The organism is Synechococcus sp. MU1643 (assembly GCF_020514095.1).
Classification (GTDB): domain Bacteria; phylum Cyanobacteriota; class Cyanobacteriia; order PCC-6307; family Cyanobiaceae; genus Parasynechococcus.
This window is the reverse complement of the sequence record NZ_VTKY01000005.1, coordinates 144,900-161,720: the sequence shown is the minus strand read 5'-3', so window position 1 is coordinate 161,720 and position 16,821 is coordinate 144,900. Positions and strand designations below refer to the sequence as shown.

Annotated in this window: 14 protein-coding genes and 1 pseudogene; 5 read left to right on the top strand and 10 right to left on the bottom strand. The window is 59.6% G+C overall.

The genetic code is table 11. From position 1 onward, the window contains the following. Positions 1-304 (bottom strand): annotated as a pseudogene (locus FZX09_RS09405) (photosystem II q(b) protein); the annotation flags it as partial. A 170-nt stretch (positions 305-474) separates the two neighbouring features. On the opposite strand from FZX09_RS09405, the gene FZX09_RS09400 reads away from it, so the two are divergent. Beyond that, a complete protein-coding gene (locus FZX09_RS09400; protein ID WP_226402194.1) occupies positions 475-2,064 on the top strand; it encodes a photosystem II high light acclimation radical SAM protein in 1,590 nt (529 codons plus the stop codon). Here the strand turns inward: FZX09_RS09400 and FZX09_RS09395 are convergent. From FZX09_RS09395 to FZX09_RS09385, 3 genes are read right to left on the bottom strand one after another with little or no spacing between them, the layout of a single operon-like run. Continuing rightward, positions 2,004-2,876 (bottom strand): CPBP family intramembrane glutamic endopeptidase, encoded by an 873-nt coding sequence (locus tag FZX09_RS09395; RefSeq protein WP_226402192.1) that lies wholly within the window; start codon positions 2,874-2,876, stop codon positions 2,004-2,006. The two genes, FZX09_RS09400 and FZX09_RS09395, sit on opposite strands and share 61 nt — an antisense overlap. 4 nt (positions 2,877-2,880) lie before the next feature. Beyond that, positions 2,881-3,201 (bottom strand): ATP-dependent Clp protease adapter ClpS, encoded by a 321-nt coding sequence (clpS, locus tag FZX09_RS09390; protein ID WP_226402190.1) that lies wholly within the window; start codon positions 3,199-3,201, stop codon positions 2,881-2,883. Positions 3,202-3,248: 47 nt separating this feature from the next. Next, positions 3,249-4,475, bottom strand: coding sequence for an LL-diaminopimelate aminotransferase (locus tag FZX09_RS09385; protein WP_226402229.1), 1,227 nt, complete (start codon positions 4,473-4,475; stop codon positions 3,249-3,251). Positions 4,476-4,528: 53 nt separating this feature from the next. Between FZX09_RS09385 and FZX09_RS09380 the strand changes: the two genes are divergently transcribed. The 3 genes from FZX09_RS09380 to FZX09_RS09370 all read left to right on the top strand — a co-directional run bounded on the left by FZX09_RS09380 (position 4,529) and on the right by FZX09_RS09370 (position 9,995). Further along, positions 4,529-7,192: a TIGR03960 family B12-binding radical SAM protein gene (locus FZX09_RS09380; protein WP_226402188.1), complete on the top strand. Its 2,664-nt coding sequence runs from the start codon at positions 4,529-4,531 to the stop codon at positions 7,190-7,192. Between the two features lie 257 nt (positions 7,193-7,449). Next, complete coding sequence (locus tag FZX09_RS09375; protein WP_226402186.1) at positions 7,450-9,390, top strand: Rne/Rng family ribonuclease; 1,941 nt, start codon at positions 7,450-7,452, stop codon at positions 9,388-9,390. Between the two features lie 5 nt (positions 9,391-9,395). After that, entirely contained in the window at positions 9,396-9,995 is a 600-nt protein-coding gene (locus tag FZX09_RS09370; RefSeq protein WP_226402184.1) for a ribonuclease HII, read from the top strand. On the opposite strand, the gene FZX09_RS09365 is transcribed toward FZX09_RS09370, so the two are convergent. Then, positions 9,942-10,517 carry a DUF1997 domain-containing protein gene (locus FZX09_RS09365; RefSeq protein ID WP_226402227.1) on the bottom strand — a complete coding sequence of 192 codons (576 nt, stop codon included), beginning with the start codon at positions 10,515-10,517 and terminating at the stop codon, positions 9,942-9,944. The two genes, FZX09_RS09370 and FZX09_RS09365, sit on opposite strands and share 54 nt — an antisense overlap. A gap of 52 nt (positions 10,518-10,569) precedes the next feature. Between FZX09_RS09365 and pheA the strand changes: the two genes are divergently transcribed. Next, positions 10,570-11,412, top strand: a complete 843-nt coding sequence (gene pheA / locus FZX09_RS09360) for a prephenate dehydratase (RefSeq protein WP_226402182.1) — start codon at positions 10,570-10,572, stop codon at positions 11,410-11,412. A 3-nt stretch (positions 11,413-11,415) separates the two neighbouring features. Here pheA and FZX09_RS09355 read toward each other — a convergent pair whose 3' ends face one another. The 5 genes from FZX09_RS09355 to fusA form a co-directional block, all read right to left on the bottom strand. Beyond that, complete coding sequence (locus FZX09_RS09355; RefSeq protein WP_226402180.1) at positions 11,416-12,348, bottom strand: methyltransferase domain-containing protein; 933 nt, start codon at positions 12,346-12,348, stop codon at positions 11,416-11,418. Continuing rightward, positions 12,348-12,983, bottom strand: a complete 636-nt coding sequence (locus tag FZX09_RS09350) for an LON peptidase substrate-binding domain-containing protein (protein ID WP_226402178.1) — start codon at positions 12,981-12,983, stop codon at positions 12,348-12,350. The genes FZX09_RS09355 and FZX09_RS09350 overlap by 1 nt, the downstream gene beginning before the upstream one ends. 56 nt (positions 12,984-13,039) lie before the next feature. After that, entirely contained in the window at positions 13,040-13,360 is a 321-nt protein-coding gene (gene rpsJ, locus FZX09_RS09345) for a 30S ribosomal protein S10 (RefSeq protein ID WP_226402176.1), read from the bottom strand. 121 nt (positions 13,361-13,481) lie between these two features. Beyond that, positions 13,482-14,681 carry an elongation factor Tu gene (gene tuf, locus FZX09_RS09340; protein ID WP_226402175.1) on the bottom strand — a complete coding sequence of 400 codons (1,200 nt, stop codon included), beginning with the start codon at positions 14,679-14,681 and terminating at the stop codon, positions 13,482-13,484. Between the two features lie 44 nt (positions 14,682-14,725). Beyond that, entirely contained in the window at positions 14,726-16,801 is a 2,076-nt protein-coding gene (gene fusA, locus FZX09_RS09335) for an elongation factor G (RefSeq protein ID WP_226402174.1), read from the bottom strand. Positions 16,802-16,821: the final 20 nt, after the last annotated feature.

The window sequence follows — 16,821 nt, the reverse complement described above, 5'->3', positions numbered from 1 at the left end:
GGGAAGCAGCTTCCCAGATGGGGTAGAAGTGCAGGCCGATGGCGTTTGAAGAAGGAACAACAGCACCAGAGATGATGTTGTTGCCGTAGATCAGGGAGCCAGCGACAGGCTCACGGATGCCATCGATGTCGACCGGGGGAGCGGCGACGAAAGCGATGACGAAGCAGATGGTGGCAGCCAGCAGTGTGGGGATCATCAGCACACCGAACCAACCGACATACAGACGGTTGTTGGTGGAGGTGACCCACTCACAGAAGGCCTGCCAGCTGGAAGCGCCGGAGCGCTGCTGGAGGGTGGTGGTCATGAGAACGGAAAGAAATGTTCCCGAAGGAACGGTTTAAGGAAGGGCAGGAAAGCCCTGCCTGATTGCGAGTGTAACGTAAGTTTGCGCTGTGTGTCGCCAGCTTTATGAAGCTGTTGTGAAGAGGGTCCAGGCGCCTCTTGCTTCGGCGCTTGTTAGCGTCCCGAATCCCGATGGCAGCTGACGTGGCACCACAACAAGAACGGGTGTTGCTGGTGCGGCTGCCCTGCAATCCGATCTTCCCGATCGGGCCTATCTATCTCGCCGACCATCTGCACAAGTGTTTCCCGGAGATGCCCCAACGCATCCTGGATCTCGCGGCTCTGCCGGTGCTCGATGTTCATCGCGTGCTGGACGCCACCGTTGACCAGTTCAAGCCCACGCTGTTGGTTTTTTCCTGGAGAGACATCCAGATCTATGCGCCGGTCGATGGACGAGGGGGTAATCCTCTACAGAACTCGTTCGAGGTGTTCTATGCCCGCAATCCTCTGAAGCGTCTGCATGGAGCCTTAGGCGGGCTTCAGTTGATGAGCAGCCATTACGGCGAGCTGCGCAGAAACCAACGTTTGGTGTTTCAGGGCTTGAAACGTGCCCGCCGCCACCAGCCGGCGGCCAGAGCCGTACTTGGCGGTGGGGCCGTCAGTGTGTTCTATGAGCAACTCGGCAAGTCACTCCCTAAGGGAACAGTTGTCTCCATTGGTGAGGGAGAGCCACTTCTTGAGAAGTTGATCCAGGGTCACTCCCTCGAGAGCGAACGTTGCTTCGTGGTGGGCGAGAAGCCACGTTCAGGTCTGATCCATGAGCAGCCGGAAAGTCGGCCCAAAACCGCCTGCAACTACGACTACATCGCTTCAATCTGGCCTCAGCTCGATTGGTACCTCGAAGGTGGGGACTTCTATGTGGGAGTTCAGACCAAGCGCGGCTGCCCCCACAACTGTTGTTACTGCGTCTACACGGTGGTGGAAGGCAAGCAGGTGCGCCTCAACCCAGTAGATGAGGTGGTGAAAGAGATGCGCCAGCTTTACGACCGCGGTGTGCGTGGTTTCTGGTTCACCGATGCTCAGTTCATTCCCGCGCGGCGCTACATCGAAGACGCCAAGGAACTGCTACGGGCGATCAAGGCTGAGGGACTCACCGGCATTCGTTGGGCCGCCTACATCCGCGCCGACAATCTGGATCCCGAATTGGCTCAGCTCATGGTGGAGACCGGCATGAGCTATTTCGAGATCGGCATTACATCCGGCTCTCAGGAGCTTGTCCGCAAGATGCGCATGGGCTACAACCTGCGCACCGTTCTGGAGAGTTGCCGGATGCTGGCGGATGCGGGCTTCCGCGATCACGTGTCGGTGAATTACTCCTTCAACGTGATCGATGAGCGGCCAGAAACGATCCGTCAGACCGTGGCTTACCACCGTGAGCTAGAGGCCATTTTCGGCGCTGATTTGGTTGAGCCAGCGATCTTTTTTATTGGCTTGCAGCCCCACACCCACCTTGAGCAGTACGGGTTTGATCAGGGTTGGATCAAGCCCGGTTACAACCCGATGAGCATGATGCCGTGGACGGCGCGCAAGCTTCTCTGGAACCCTGAGCCGATGGGGAGCACCTTTGGTCGGGTGTGTCTCGAGGCTTTCGATCGCAATCCTGCGGATTTCGGTCGCACAGTGATGTCACTCCTCGAAAGGGATTATGGAGTGGCTTCGCTTCATGAAGCATTGCGAGCCCCTGTGGCAGGTCGAGCTGCCTTGGCAACGGCTGTGCGCTGAATCAGCAGCAGGAACAGCAAACTAATCAGTCCGACTGCTCCCCCCAGTGGATTTGGGGCGCTCCCTCCTGGGCCCACCAACCACGACGGGGCATTGGTTGACAGCTGAAGCAAGCCGCTCTGGAGTAAAAACCATCCAGCGACCAGCCCTCCATGCAGGCCGATACAGCCCCAAAGGGAACCCAGGTCTGCTTGTCGCTGTTTGGCAAGAACCATTCCCAGCAGAAACAGGCCGATGAGTAGGCCGCTCATGGCACCCAGCCCCAGGTTGAAACGCGTGTGAACGAGGCTGAAGATGCTGGCTTGAGCAACAGCTCCACGACGCGAGCCCATCATTCGATTGAGTTCCGCCCAGAGCCAGCTGCGGAAAATTAATTCCTCTGCAAAGCCAACGCCGAGGCAGAGCAACACAGCATTCGCGAAGTGGCTTCCATCCACTTCGCCTCGCCAAACTCCCGAGCCTTCGATCAGAACGACGCTAGTGATCACCGTCAGCAGCCCTGCGGCAATGAGAAGGCCTTTAAGAAGAGCAGCTGCAGGCGCGGGTTGTTCTTGTGGGTTTGCTCGGCAGATGCCCAAGGTTGCCCAAGGTTTCTCAGCGGACCAACGCACGGCAACCCATCGAGGCATCAGCGCGATGAACAGCACGAAACTCAAGACGGTTCCGGTGAGAGAGACCTGATCTGTTGGCAGCCCAACGAGTGTTAACGGGACCGCTGCCATCCACCCCAACGCGTAAAGCAGAGGAATGAAAAGAACAGTGGGCAGCCATTCCGGCTGAAGCAGGAGAAACCTGTTCAGCGCTTTCTGCATCGCTCTAGTTTTCAGGCTCGATGGAACTGGTCAGTCCCTTGGCCTTCAAGGTCTCGCAATAGAACTCAGCCGGTTCGATGTCACACACAATTACCAATCCCACGCCGGTGTTGTGGGCCTCCAGCATCACGGCCATGCAGTCCTGCTCGCTGAGTTGAGGCACAACCTGCTGAAGGGTGGCCACCACGTATTCCATGGAATTCACCGGATCGTTGTGCAGCAGCACCTTGTAACGGGGTGACCGCTTGCGAACCCGCTCTGTCGCTTTGTCCAGAACGGCTGCACCACCTGGTTTTTGGCTGGGAGAGTCCACCGCCATGACCATTAACCCGAAGCGTTTGCAATCTAAAGGGAATAGGGAAAGGGAGCGGTTCACAGGGCCTTGATCCGGGCCATGGCCTCATCCACATTGGAACGGCTGTTGAAGGCAGACAAGCGGAAATACCCCTCTCCAGCGGCGCCAAAGCCGCTGCCGGGTGTGCCGACCACGTTGGCTTTGTTGAGCAGATGGTCAAAGAAGCCCCAGGAGTCGACGCCCTCAGGGGTCTTGATCCAGACGTAAGGGGCGTGTTCGCCCCCATAGACGGTGAGACCTGCGGCAGTGAGTTGTCGGCGAATGATTGCGGCGTTCTCCATGTAAAAGCTCACCAGGGCCTTCACCTCGGCCTGACCGGCTTCGGAATAAACAGCCTCAGCTCCGCGCTGAATGATGTAGCTCACACCGTTGAACTTGGTGCTCTGACGTCGGTTCCATAGCCCCCAGAGTTCCACTGCTTCGCCGTTGGCGGCCTTCCCTTTCAACCCTTTGGGCAACACGGTGAATGCGCAACGCGTGCCGGTGAAGCCCGCGTTTTTAGAGAAGGAACGAAATTCGATGGCGCAGTCCCGGGCTCCCTCGATTTCGAAGATGGAGTGGGGGAGTTCCGGGTCTTGGATGAAGGCCTCATAGGCGGCATCGAACAGGATCAGTGCGCCATTGGCACGGGCGTAGTTCACCCAGGCTTGGAGTTGCTCCCGAGTGGCGACGGCACCGGTGGGGTTGTTGGGGAAGCAGAGGTAGATCAGGTCGACCGGTTCACTGGGAATCTGCGCTGCAAAACCGTTGTTCGCGCTGATCGGCAGGTAGGTCAGGCCTGCATAGCGACCGATCTCTCCGGCGTCACCGGTGCGGCCAGCCATCACGTTGCTGTCCACGTACACCGGATAGACGGGGTCCGTGACGGCCACCTTGTTGCCCTCGCCAAGGATGTCGAGGATGTTGCTGCTGTCGCACTTGGAGCCGTCGGAAACAAAAATTTCCTCGGCATTGATGTCGCAGCCTCGGGATTGGAAATCGTTTTTGGCGATGGCCTCCCGCAGCCAGCCGTAGCCCTGTTCGGGGCCATAGCCATGGAAACCTTCGGCTGTGCCCATCGCATCGATGGCCGTTTTCATGGCCTCACGGCAGGCCAGCGGCAGGGGCTCCGTGACATCACCGATACCCAGGCGGATCAGCGCTGCGTCGGGATTGGCAGTGCTGAACGCCTTGACGCGCCGACCGATCTCAGGGAACAGGTAGCCCGCCTTGAGCTTGAGGTAATTGCCGTTGACCTGAACCACGTAACCGTGAGCTATTTCTGCGGGGCATCCTGCCGTGTCGGCAGCTCCATACGATGAGTTCAGGAGTCTGGTCATCCGACGTGGTCGTCTCATCCCTGGATCACCCGGTTGATTTCCATGGCCTGGTGGACAGCGGCATCAACAAGCCGGCCCGCTACATGGGGCACGAGTTAGGGGTTGAACCACGGGATTGGCAGGCAGCGTCGGTTCGCTGGGCGCTCACCTACCCCGAGATCTATGAGGTCGGCTCCAGCAACCTCGGCCACATCATTCTTTATTCGATCCTCAATGCCGTTCCCGGGCAGTTGTGTGATCGCGCCTATCTGCCGGCGGCCGATCTGGCTGGCCGCTTGCGGGAGCGCTCACAGGCGTTGTTTGCCGTGGAGAGCCGTCGGCCTTTGCCGGCCTTCGACATACTGGGCTTCAGCCTCAGCTACGAACTTGGTGCCACCAACATCCTTGAGATGCTGGATCTGGCGCAGGTGCCGATTCGCTCCGCTGATCGGGGCGACTTGCCGCTGGGTGACCCTGCATCGCCACCGCTGATCTTTGCTGGCGGTCCCACCGCAACCAGCAATCCAGAGCCCTACGCGCCGTTCTTCGACTTCATCGCCCTGGGTGACGGTGAGGAGCTCTTGCCTGAAATCGGTTTGGTGGTGGCGCAGGCCAAAGCCGATGGATTGACCCGATCGCAATTGCTGCGCGATCTGGCCAATGTTCCCGGCGTTTACGTGCCTGCGCTTTACGGGACTGGTGACGATGGGGTCACCCTTGAGCCGCTTCACCCTGATGTTCCGGCGCGGGTGCTTCGGCGTGTGGCGACGCCGATGCCGCACTACGCCATGGGGCTGGTCCCCCATGTGGAAACGGTCCATGACCGTCTCACGGTTGAGATTCGCCGTGGCTGCACGCGGGGATGCCGGTTCTGCCAGCCCGGGATGTTGACGCGCCCGGCTCGGGATGTGGAACCCGAAGCAGTGATCGAAGCCGTGGAGACCGGGATGAAACAAACCGGCTACAGCGATTTCTCGTTGCTCTCTTTGAGCTGCAGCGACTATCTGGCGCTGCCGGCGGTGGGCGTTGAGTTGCGAAACCGCCTTGCGGATCAGAACGTCACGCTTCAGTTGCCCAGCCAGCGGGTGGATCGCTTTGATGAAGACATTGCCCACATCCTCGGTGGCACGCGGAAAGCGGGCCTCACCTTCGCTCCTGAGGCCGGAACCCAGCGGCTTCGCGACATAGTCAACAAGGGCTTAACCGATGACGACCTGCTGCGTGGCATCCGCACGGCAATGCAGAACGACTATCGCAAGGTGAAGCTCTACTTCATGATCGGCCTCCCTGGTGAGACGGATGCCGATGTTCTCGGCATTGCCGAGACCTGCGTGATGCTGCAGCAGCGCTGCCGTGACCTGGGGCGGCTGAACCTGAACATCACGATCAGCAATTTCACGCCCAAGCCCCACACCCCGTTCCAGTGGCACAGCGTCTCCACGGCAGAGTTCCAGCGGCGTCAGGCCCTGCTCAAGGACGCCTTCCGACGTTTGCGCGGCGTGAAGGTGAACTTCACCGATGTGCGGCTGTCGGCCATGGAGGATTTTGTGGGCCGCAGCGATCGGCGCCTTGCCCCGGTGATCGAGGCGGCCTGGCGGGCCGGTGCCGGCATGGATGCCTGGTTCGAGTCGCTGGATCGCACCTACGCCGCCTGGACCGAAGCCATCGCGGATGCCGGCCTGGAGGGGAGCTACCGGGAGATGGAGGTGGGGGGCTGGAGTGCCGTGGCTGCGCTGGACCGTGAGGATTTGGAAGCGTTCTGTGCTCAGCCGCTTCCCTGGGATCACATCGACACCGGCATCGACAAGGCCTGGCTGGCGGACGATCTGCAACGGGCTCTGGCTGCGGCGGTTGTGCTCGACTGCTCCTTTGACGGCTGCAGCAGCTGTGGTGTCTGCGGTCCGGATCTCGGGCACAACGTGGTTGTTCCTGCTCCCCCGGTGCCAACCCAGGTGCCGACCCAGGCGCCGCCCAGTCAACGGGTTTGCCGGATCAGGGTGCAATTCGCCAAGACGGGGTCGATGGCGCTGCTGAGCCATCTTGATTTGATGCGCATGCTGGAGCGAGCCCTGCGTCGCAGTGCACTTCCGATCAGCTTCACCGGTGGGTTTCATCCCCTGCCGCGGATCCAGATCGCCTTGGCTCTGCCCCTCGGCGCTGAGGCTCTGAGCGAGTGGATGGATTTGGAATTCACCGAGGCCATTGATCCGAACCATTTCTGCAAGACGCTTCAGCCGTTGCTGCCGGAGGGCATTCAGCTGCTAGCGGCAGCCGAGGTGCCCGTTAGCGGTAGGAGCCTCTCCCAGGAACTGACGGGCGCCGTTTGGTGTTTCGATCTCGTGCCGGAGGAGCAGGCTCCGATGCCATTGGATTGGAATGCGGCAGTGGATCAGCTCATGCAGGCCGCAAGCTTGGTGTGGCACGACACCGATAAGAAGGGCCGCCCCCGAGAGCGGGATTGCCGCCCCGCGTTGAAAGCCCTTCAGGTGACGGATCAGAACCCCAATGGATTCGTTCGGCTGCGGTTGGAAGCAGCGGTGGATGAGATGGGCCGAAGCCTGCGCCCTGCTCAGATTCAGCACTGGCTTGCTGAGACCGTTGGCCAGCCCTTGCAGGTGCAACGCTTGGCCCGAGAAGCCCTGTTGCTCAGTGCACAGTGCTAATTTGAATACAGAACAGGTTTTTGGTTCGACGGAATCAGCCTTGTTTCGGTCTTGTCTGATCCAACACGGATATCGAGGTCCACATCACGGCTTGCACGGCGGTCTTTTTTGGAACCCCCAAGCCTGAGTCATAGGAGTTCTTGCTCCGCACTCTTTTGGTCTTGCTGACCAGCTCAGATTTTTCCATCACCCCGTGAGGGAGAACCGGCAGGTTCCTGAACGGATTTGGCCCTCAACCGGGCTCAACCAGTCCTCTTATGCCCCAGCAAATTGTCATCGCGGAGCAGCTGCGCATCGCAGCCGTGCTGACCGATGAACGTGTTGATGAACTGATCGTTGCGCAGGGTCGCTATCAGATCGGAGACGTCTATTTAGGAACAGTTGAAAATGTTCTTCCAGGTATTGATGCTGCCTTCGTCAATATCGGTGAGAGTGAGAAAAACGGTTTTATTCACGTCACTGATCTTGGGCCGCTGCGTCTGAAGAAAGGTTCGGCCGGGATCACTGAACTACTCGAGCCCCGCCAAAAGGTTCTGGTTCAGGTGATGAAAGAACCGACCGGTACCAAGGGCCCACGGTTGACGGGCAATCTTGCTCTGCCAGGCCGCTACCTGGTGCTTCAGCCCCATGGCCAGGGGGTCAACATCTCCCGGCGCATCAGTTCTGATGCAGAACGGAACCGACTGCGGGCCCTTGGTGTTCTGATCAAGCCGCCTGGAGCTGGCCTGCTGATCCGTACGGAAGCCGACGGCATCAGTGAAGACCTGCTGATTGAAGATCTCGAATCTCTACTTCGTCAGTGGGAAGCGATTCAGCAAGCTGCTGAGACAGCTGCACCCCCGGTGCTGCTCAATCGCGATGAAGATTTCATCCATCGGATTCTTCGGGATCACATGGGCCCCGATCTGGCCCGGGTTGTGGTGGACGATGCCGCCGCTGTGGGCCGTGTGAATAGCTTCCTTGGTGCTGATGCCAGCACTGTGCTGGTGGAAGCGCACAGTGAATCCAGCGAATTGTTGGAGCATTACAAGGTCAATGCCGCCATCCGCGATGCGCTGAAGCCGCGGGTTGATCTGCCGTCTGGTGGCTACGTGATCATCGAGCCCACCGAGGCGCTCACGGTGATTGACGTGAACTCAGGTTCGTTCACACGGTCGGCCAATGCCCGCGAAACTGTTCTGTGGACCAACTGTGAGGCGGCGATCGAGATCGCTCGACAGCTCAAGCTCCGCAACATCGGTGGGGTGATCATCATCGACTTCATCGATATGGATTCCCGTCGTGATCAGCTTCAGCTGCTGGAGCATTTCACGACAGCCGTCCGTGACGACTCAGCTCGTCCTCAGATCGCGCAGCTCAGTGAACTGGGCCTGTTGGAGCTCACCCGCAAGCGTCAAGGGCAGAACATCTATGAATTGTTCGGACGGGCATGCCCCAGCTGTGGTGGTTTGGGCCATGTGGCTGTTCTCCCCGGCAAAGACCTTCTTCAACCTCTGGCGACGGCTACGGGATTGGTGCGCTCGGCAGCGTCTGCCCGCGCCGAAGTTGTTTCGCCCGGAGAGAACGGTGGCAATGGCCGGCGGCGGCGCGGTGGCCGAGGGCGCGGCAGTCAGGACGCCGTACTTCCAGTTGAGACCTCCGATACCACTGCCCCTGAGGTGTCGACCCAAGAGGCTCAGGAGCCCGCGACTGCCCGTCGTCAGGACCCTGAATTGGTTGCTGTCCAGATGACGGACGAGCAACAGCAGTTGTTTGGTTGGATGGGGTTAAACCCTGCCCTGTTGTTGGAGGAGCCCCCTGAATCCGACAACGTCGTGGTCAGAGTTGTGCGTCCTGGCGAGGACGAGCAGGGGGTGCTTGAGGCCGCGCGTCAGCAATTGGCGGCCAGTTCCGGACGGCGCCGTCGTCGCGGCGGCCGGGGCGGTCGTTCGGGGTCACGCAATGTGGCGAGTCAGCCCACTGAAGCCCCAGCCGCTGAGACGCCCGTTGTCGTCACCTCATCCGCTCCGGATGAGTCGGCACCACTGATGGTGGAGATCACCCCCTTGGAGGCGGTGACCAATTTGACGATCACCGAACCAGAACCGGCCCCCATCAGCGAACCGGCTGAGCCAGAGCCTGTGGCGGTGGCTGAAACAGCTGAGCCCGAGGAGCCCCGTCGTCGTCGCCGTCGCTCCTCTGCCGTCGCCACGGTCTGAGCCGGATGACCGCGCAGGAGTCCCTCCCTCTCGGGAGGGACGTGGCTGGTGTAGACGAAGTCGGTCGTGGTTGTTTGTTCGGTCCTGTCTTTGCGGCTGCTGTGGTGCTCGAGAGCTCAGCAGCCGAATGCCTGTTGAAGGCGGGGCTGACCGACAGCAAAAAACTGTCGCCCAAGCGTCGGGCGGCTCTGGTTCCCTTGATTCAGTCGCTGTGTGTGGCATCCGGTTTGGGCCAGGCGTCAGCGCGAGAAATTGACGCTTGTGGCATCCGCGTCGCCACAGAACGCGCCATGTTGCGGGGTCTGCAGCGCCTGCCCCAGACCCCTGGGCTGGTTCTGGTGGATGGCAATCTTCCTCTTCGGCCGTGGCTGGGGCCACAGCGCAGTGTTGTGGCAGGGGACAGCCGATCCGCTGCCATCGCTGCGGCCAGTGTTCTGGCCAAGGAGGCCAGGGATGCACTCATCCGCCGTTTGTCGGCTCGCTTTCCTGGGTATGGACTCGAGCGCCATGCGGGCTACGGCACGGCACAGCATCGGCAGAGCCTGATGGCCTCAGGCCCCACGCCCTTGCATCGGCACACGTTCTTGAAGCGTTTGCTCGGTTGAGCCTTGCCCCTCTGTCTCCCGGCACCAGCTGCGGTAGTCGTTGATCAGCTGCTTTCCAACACGGGCTCTGATGCCAATGAGGATGCCACTCAGGATCGACTCCCCCGTTGACTCCAGTACCCGTTTGGGGATCAGCTTGAGCAGTGATGGCTGGCTCACGCTCACCGATAGATGGGCATGCCCCTGAAGCCCATCGGGCGTGGAGGTCAGCCGTGCTTCCAGGTTCAGGGCGAAGTCGTCAACAATCCCCAGGCCCTCCAGTTCGCATTCAAGGGCCTGCATCACAAGCGCGTCGCCTTCCATGTGGATCTGGAGTGACACCACGGGTTTCACGTGGAGCTGAAAGACCTGCAGGCTGGTCACCACATAGCGGTAACGCCCGGGTTGCAACCGGCTGAGCTGTTTGGCATCTAGCAACGCCCCGAGGACGCGCTCCTCCTCCAGTAGGTAGGTGGGCAGCCGCTCTGCTCCTGTTTTGACAGGTAGATCAAGCTTTTGACTGGCTTCGAAGGCCAGGGGCATGGACATCACCTGACGAGGCATGATCTTATCGAGTCCATGCAGTGCGGCTTCGATGCCTACACGTCTCGCATTCCTTGGCCCAGCCGGGACCTATGGCGAGCAGGCCGCCCGGGTGTTGATCGAACAGGATGTCCTCGAGGATGTCCAGCTGGTGCCCTGCGTCGGTCTTCGATCGGTTGTGGAACAGCTGGCGGGGGGGGAGTGTGACGGAGCCGTTGTCCCGATTGAGAACTCGGTGGAAGGGGGGGTGACAGCGACTCTCGATGCGCTTTGGTCACATCCCGAGCTTTGTATTCGCAGGGCTTTGGTGCTTCCTATTCAGCACTCTCTGCTGGGGAGTGGGCCGCTCAGCAGAGTCACGGAAGTGCTCTCCCACCCGCAGGCCTTGGCCCAGTGCAGTGGCTGGCTGGCCCAGCATCTGCCCGATGCATTGCAACTTCCCACATCATCCACGGCTGAAGCAGCTCGTATGGTGGCGGGCAGTCCATTCCGTGCTGCGATTGCCTCCCAGGCCGCTGCACTGGAACATGGGTTGGATGAGCTGGCATTCCCTGTGAATGATGTTGCGGGCAATCGCACCCGTTTTCTCCTGTTGCGTCGTGGGCAGCGCAGTGAATATGGCGATGTGGCGAGCCTGGCGTTCTCGCTGCATCGCAATGCGCCGGGGGCCCTGCTAGAAGCTCTGGCCTGTTTGGCTGAGCGGGGCCTGAACATGAGTCGGATTGAATCGCGACCGTCCAAACGGGAGTTGGGGGAATACGTGTTTTTCGTGGATGTGGATCTTCCGCCGGATCCAACATTGGCTCTGGCGGATCTTATTGCCCAGTTGCAGCCTCTTTGCGAGCATCTCGCCCATTTCGGTGCCTACCCCAGCAGCGATCTCAGCGGTTGTTAAGGATCAGTCTTTTCTGATTCGAAAGACCCCGAATTGCATCAGCCCGGTGGCGAAGGCCCAGTGCATCAGCAACAACGTCGGTGTCTCTCTCAGGCCTTGCAGTACCGCTTTCGGTCCCAGATTGAGCACAGCCCAGGGACGTCGGATGCCCTCGACAATGGAGTCAATCCATGAGGGAAGCGTGGCCTGGGTCCAGTCACCGGTGACGATCTCGCCACGGTTGTAGACGCTGTTGTCGAGGTTTTGACAGAACCCCTTGATGCTTGCGAATTCAGGGTGGGCCCACTGGTTGAGCAGCTGACGCATCACCCAACGTTCGGTTCGCGCCATGCCGCCATCGGATGGGTCGCGGCGATTCCAGTCGGCCACAGCAAGCAGTCCCCCAGGGCGCAGTACCCGCAGCAGTTCATCGGCATAACGCTGTTTATCAGGCATGTGTGGACCGGCCTCCACACTCCAGACCGCATCAAAGCTCTGATCGGGCAGTTGAAGATTCAAGGCGTCCATCACCTGGAAATGGCAGGTCAGGCCTGATGCGGTGAGTTGTGTTGCTCGTTTCACCTGGGCTGGGCTGATGCTGATGCCGAGAACGTCCAACCCGTAATCCCGCGCCAGGATTCGGGCACTGCCACCGATGCCGCATCCCACATCGAGCACCCGGCTGCCAGCGGGAAGTTGGTCCAGACCGCTCCATCGCATCAGCTCGTGGACGAAGGTCTCCTTGGCTTCGCGGAAGTCGCAGGAGCTTGGCGGGGTCCCGTAATGGCCGAGATGGACATGCTCTCCCCAGAGCTGCTCTAACAAACGGTCTTCCGTCCAAGCGTCGTAAGCGGAGGCGACACTCTCCGACGATTTGTAGCGCCGGTCGCGGCGAAGCCACAGCGCGATTCCAGTGGCTCCAACGGCTCCGGCCACCAGCAGCAGAGATCCCACCATCACTTCAGATCCATCAACACAGTGCGGGCCGCCAATTGGCGTCGGGTGTGATCCAACATCTCAAACTGCTGACTCAACCGTTCGTGGGTGTCGGTCAGTTCCAGAAGACTCTGCTGCTCCGAGGCGGCCTGATCCAGATGTGCGCTGATCCAGAACGACAGCTCCCGCGGTAGATCAGGCAGATCGTCAGGGAGTTCCACCTCTCGGTTCTGCAGTTTGCTGGTCAGCTGAACGACGTCGCCCAAGGCTTCGCTGACCTTGTCCCGCAAGCTGTTGAGCTGGTCGGTGTCGGCCACGGACTCATCCTCCAGCCAGCTCACCATCGCTGTTCGATAGGGCGTTTCCCGCGTGATGTTCAGCAGCCGGAACCGCTGTTGGCCCAACGAAACGATGTAGCTGCGACCATCTTCCGTTGTTTGGTGCTGAAGCACCTCAGCGCAGCAACCGATCTCGGCCATTTCGCCGTTCTCAGGGTTGATGCGAACAATGCCGAAGCGCTTGTCGGTCTCCAGAACCGTCTGAAGAAGCATCCGATAACGCGATTCAAAAACGTGCAGCGGCAACAGTTGCTGCGGGAACAACACGACGTCCGGCAGGGGGAACAGGGGAAGCTCCCTCACAGAAAATTCGGACACGAACGACGTGTTGTATGCAACTGAATCCTAGGAAAGTGAAGTTCTGATCGAACGGATCAGAGCTTCACTTCGATGTCCACACCACTGGGGAGATCGAGCTTCATCAGCGCATCGATGGTCTTGGCAGACGGGCTGTAGATGTCAATAATCCGACGGTGGGTGCGGGTCTCGAAGTGCTCGCGGGAGTCCTTGTCCACGTGGGGAGAGCGCAAAACGCAGTAAATCTTGCGTTTCGTGGGCAGGGGGATCGGGCCGATTGCGGTAGCAGCGGTGTTATCGGCCGTATCAATGATTTTCTCGCATGAGAGATCCAGCATGCGGCGGTCGAACGCCTTCAGGCGGATGCGGATTTTCTGCTGAGCGATGGCAGTGGACATAGGAGGGGGACGAAAAATCTTCGAGTTCGAAGTAGGACTTCAGTTGTCGAGGTTCTTAGAAATGTAGGAGATGGGGGGCTAGGCCCCTCCATCTCCTGCCGTGAGGTTCAGCTTGCGCTGATCACTCGATGATCTTGGAGACCACGCCAGCACCGATGGTGCGGCCGCCTTCGCGGATAGCGAAACGCATGCCGGTTTCCATCGCAACAGGACAGATCAGCTCACCAGTCATCTGGATGTTGTCACCAGGCATCACCATTTCGACATTGCTGCCGTCTTCAGCGGTGAAGGCGGTGATCTGGCCGGTCACATCCGTTGTACGGATGTAGAACTGCGGGCGGTAGCCAGCGAAGAAAGGAGTGTGGCGGCCGCCTTCTTCCTTCTTCAGCACGTACACCTGACCCTCGAACTTGGTGTGAGGGGTGATGGAGCCAGGCTTCACCAGCACCATGCCGCGTTCGATGTCTTCCTTCTGGATGCCGCGAAGCAGCAGGCCAACGTTGTCGCCAGCCATGCCCTCGTCGAGCAGCTTGCGGAACATCTCAACACCGGTGACGGTTGTTTTGCGAGGCTCGCGAATACCGACGATCTCGATTTCTTCGCCGACTTTGACGATGCCGCGCTCAATACGGCCGGTGGCGACAGTGCCACGACCGGTGATGGAGAAGACGTCTTCCACAGCCATCAAGAAGGGCTTGTCCACTTCCCGCTCGGGCTCAGGAATGCTGGCGTCAACAGCCGACATCAGTTCCTCGATCTTGGCTTCCCACTCAGCCTCTCCTTCGATGGCCTTCAGGCCAGACACCTGAACGACAGGGATGTCATCGCCGGGGAAGTCGTAGCTGGAGAGCAGTTCACGGATCTCCATTTCCACCAGTTCGATGATCTCCTCGTCATCGACCATGTCGCACTTGTTCAGTGCAACCACCAGAGCGGGAACGCCCACCTGCTTGGCCAGAAGGATGTGCTCTTTGGTCTGGGCCATGGGGCCGTCGGTGGCAGCACACACCAGGATGGCGCCGTCCATCTGAGCGGCACCGGTGATCATGTTCTTCACATAGTCCGCGTGGCCAGGGCAGTCCACGTGAGCGTAGTGACGCGTCTCGGTTTCGTACTCAACGTGAGCGGTGTTGATGGTGATGCCGCGCTCACGCTCTTCGGGTGCGCCGTCGATATCGGCATAGTTCTGAACCTCAGCCTGACCCTTCTTGGCGAGCACGTTGGTGATCGCAGCGGTGAGGGTGGTCTTGCCGTGGTCAACGTGGCCGATGGTGCCGATGTTGACGTGGGGCTTGTTCCTTTCGAACTTCTCGCGTGCCATGGGTGTTTAAAGAATCGAGGGTTGGATTGGGAGGAGTTTAGAGATCAGGAATTGCCCTGATTCTTGGAAATGATGGCCTCAGCCACATTGCGAGGAACTTCGGCGTAATTGTCGAATTCCATCGAGAAAATGCCCCGGCCCTGGGTCATGGAGCGGAGCTGGGTGGCGTAACCGAACATCTCGGCAAGGGGCACCTTGGCCGAGATTTTGGACGTGCCGTCATCGACGGACTGGCCCTCAACCTGACCTCGACGGGAGGACAGGTCGCCGATGATCGAGCCAAGGAAATCCTCGGGGACTTCGACCTCGACCTTCATCATTGGCTCAAGCAGCACAGGATTGCACTTCTTGACGCCGTCCTTGAAGGCCATGGATCCGGCGATCTTGAACGCCATCTCCGAAGAGTCGACGTCGTGATAAGAGCCATGCACCAAGGTGCATCTCACATCGATGAGGGGGTATCCGGCAATCACACCAGATTCGCAAGTCTCCTTCATGCCCTGCTCAGCGGGCTTGATGTATTCCTTCGGAACGACACCGCCGACGATTTTGTTGACGAATTCGAAACCGGAGCCGGGCTCGCCCGGTTCCATTTCGATCACAACGTGGCCGTACTGACCCTTACCACCGGTTTGACGGGAGAACTTGCCTTCGCCACCTGCGGAAGCACGAATGGTTTCGCGATAGGACACCTGAGGTGCACCGATGTTGGCTTCCACCTTGAACTCGCGCAGCATGCGGTCCACAAGGATTTCCAGGTGGAGTTCGCCCATGCCGGCGATCACGGTCTGGCCGGTCTCGGAGTCGGTGTTGACGCGGAAGGTGGGATCCTCTTCAGCCAGAGAAACCAAAGCCTTGGAGAGCTTCTCCATGTCGCCTTTGGTCTTCGGCTCAACAGCAACTGAGATCACCGGTTCGGGGATGAACAGGGTCTCGAGGACGATCGGATCGTCTTGAGTGCAAAGAGTGTCACCCGTTGTGGTGTTCTTCAGTCCGAGCACTGCACCGAGGTCGCCGGCACGAAGTGCGTCAACTTCCTCACGGTCATCAGCCTTGAGCACCACCAGACGTGAGATGCGCTCCTTCTCACCTTTGGTGGAATTGAGAACATAGCTGCCTTTCTCGAGGACGCCGGAGTACATCCGGACGAAAGTGAGTTTGCCGTAGGGATCGGCCATCACCTTGAAGGCGAGGGCACTAAAGGGGGCGTTGTCGTCGGACGGACGAACCGCTTCGCTGCCGTCGGGAAGCACACCCTGGATGGGGGGGACGTCGACTGGAGCAGGCAGGTAGTCGATCACAGCGTCCAGAACGAGCTGCACACCTTTGTTTTTGAAGGCGGAGCCGCAGAGCATGGGCACCAGACCGTGCTTGAGCACGCCTTCACGGATACCTTTCTTGAGCTCGTCAACGCTGAGTTCACCGGTCTCGAGGAACTTCTCGATCAGAGCCTCGTCGGTTTCGGCGATGGTTTCCATCAGGGTGTTACGCCATTCGGTCACCTCGTCGGCCATGTCAGCCGGCACATCGGCTTCTTCGATATCGGTGCCGAGGTCGTTCTTATAGATGTATGCCTTGTTGGCAACAAGGTCGATGATGCCGCTGAGCTCACCCTCAGCACCAATCGGAAGCTGAATCGGAACCGCGTTGGCTTTGAGGCGATCCCTGATCTGGCCGTGAACCTTGAGGAAGTCCGCACCGGTGCGGTCCATCTTGTTCACGAACACCATCCGAGGAACGGAATAGCGATCGGCCTGACGCCAGACGGTTTCGGATTGGGGCTGCACACCACCAACGGCGCAGAAGACGGCGATCACACCATCCAGCACGCGCATGGAGCGCTCCACCTCAATGGTGAAGTCCACGTGGCCAGGCGTATCAATGATGTTGACACGATGGTCTTGCCAGGACGTCGAAATGGCAGCTGCGGTGATCGTGATGCCACGCTCCCGTTCCTGGGCCATCCAGTCGGTCACTGCGGCGCCGTCGTGCACCTCGCCGATTTTGTGAACCACACCGGAATAGAACAGGATCCGTTCAGTCGTGGTGGTTTTGCCGGCATCGATGTGAGCAGCGATACCAATATTTCTGACGCGTTCCAGGGGGAAGTCGCGGGCCACAGGAAATTCTCCGGGGGTGG

Coding starts and splice junctions, on each gene's coding strand:
- FZX09_RS09400 (WP_226402194.1), top strand. CDS start 475: ATGGCAGCTGACGTGGCACCACAACAAGAACGGGTGTTGCTGGTGCGG.
- FZX09_RS09395 (WP_226402192.1), bottom strand. CDS start 2,876: ATGCAGAAAGCGCTGAACAGGTTTCTCCTGCTTCAGCCGGAATGGCTG.
- clpS (WP_226402190.1), bottom strand. CDS start 3,201: ATGGTCATGGCGGTGGACTCTCCCAGCCAAAAACCAGGTGGTGCAGCC.
- FZX09_RS09380 (WP_226402188.1), top strand. CDS start 4,529: ATGAGTTCAGGAGTCTGGTCATCCGACGTGGTCGTCTCATCCCTGGAT.
- FZX09_RS09375 (WP_226402186.1), top strand. CDS start 7,450: ATGCCCCAGCAAATTGTCATCGCGGAGCAGCTGCGCATCGCAGCCGTG.
- FZX09_RS09370 (WP_226402184.1), top strand. CDS start 9,396: ATGACCGCGCAGGAGTCCCTCCCTCTCGGGAGGGACGTGGCTGGTGTA.
- FZX09_RS09365 (WP_226402227.1), bottom strand. CDS start 10,517: ATGCCCCTGGCCTTCGAAGCCAGTCAAAAGCTTGATCTACCTGTCAAA.
- pheA (WP_226402182.1), top strand. CDS start 10,570: ATGCCTACACGTCTCGCATTCCTTGGCCCAGCCGGGACCTATGGCGAG.
- FZX09_RS09355 (WP_226402180.1), bottom strand. CDS start 12,348: ATGGTGGGATCTCTGCTGCTGGTGGCCGGAGCCGTTGGAGCCACTGGA.
- rpsJ (WP_226402176.1), bottom strand. CDS start 13,360: ATGTCCACTGCCATCGCTCAGCAGAAAATCCGCATCCGCCTGAAGGCG.
- tuf (WP_226402175.1), bottom strand. CDS start 14,681: ATGGCACGCGAGAAGTTCGAAAGGAACAAGCCCCACGTCAACATCGGC.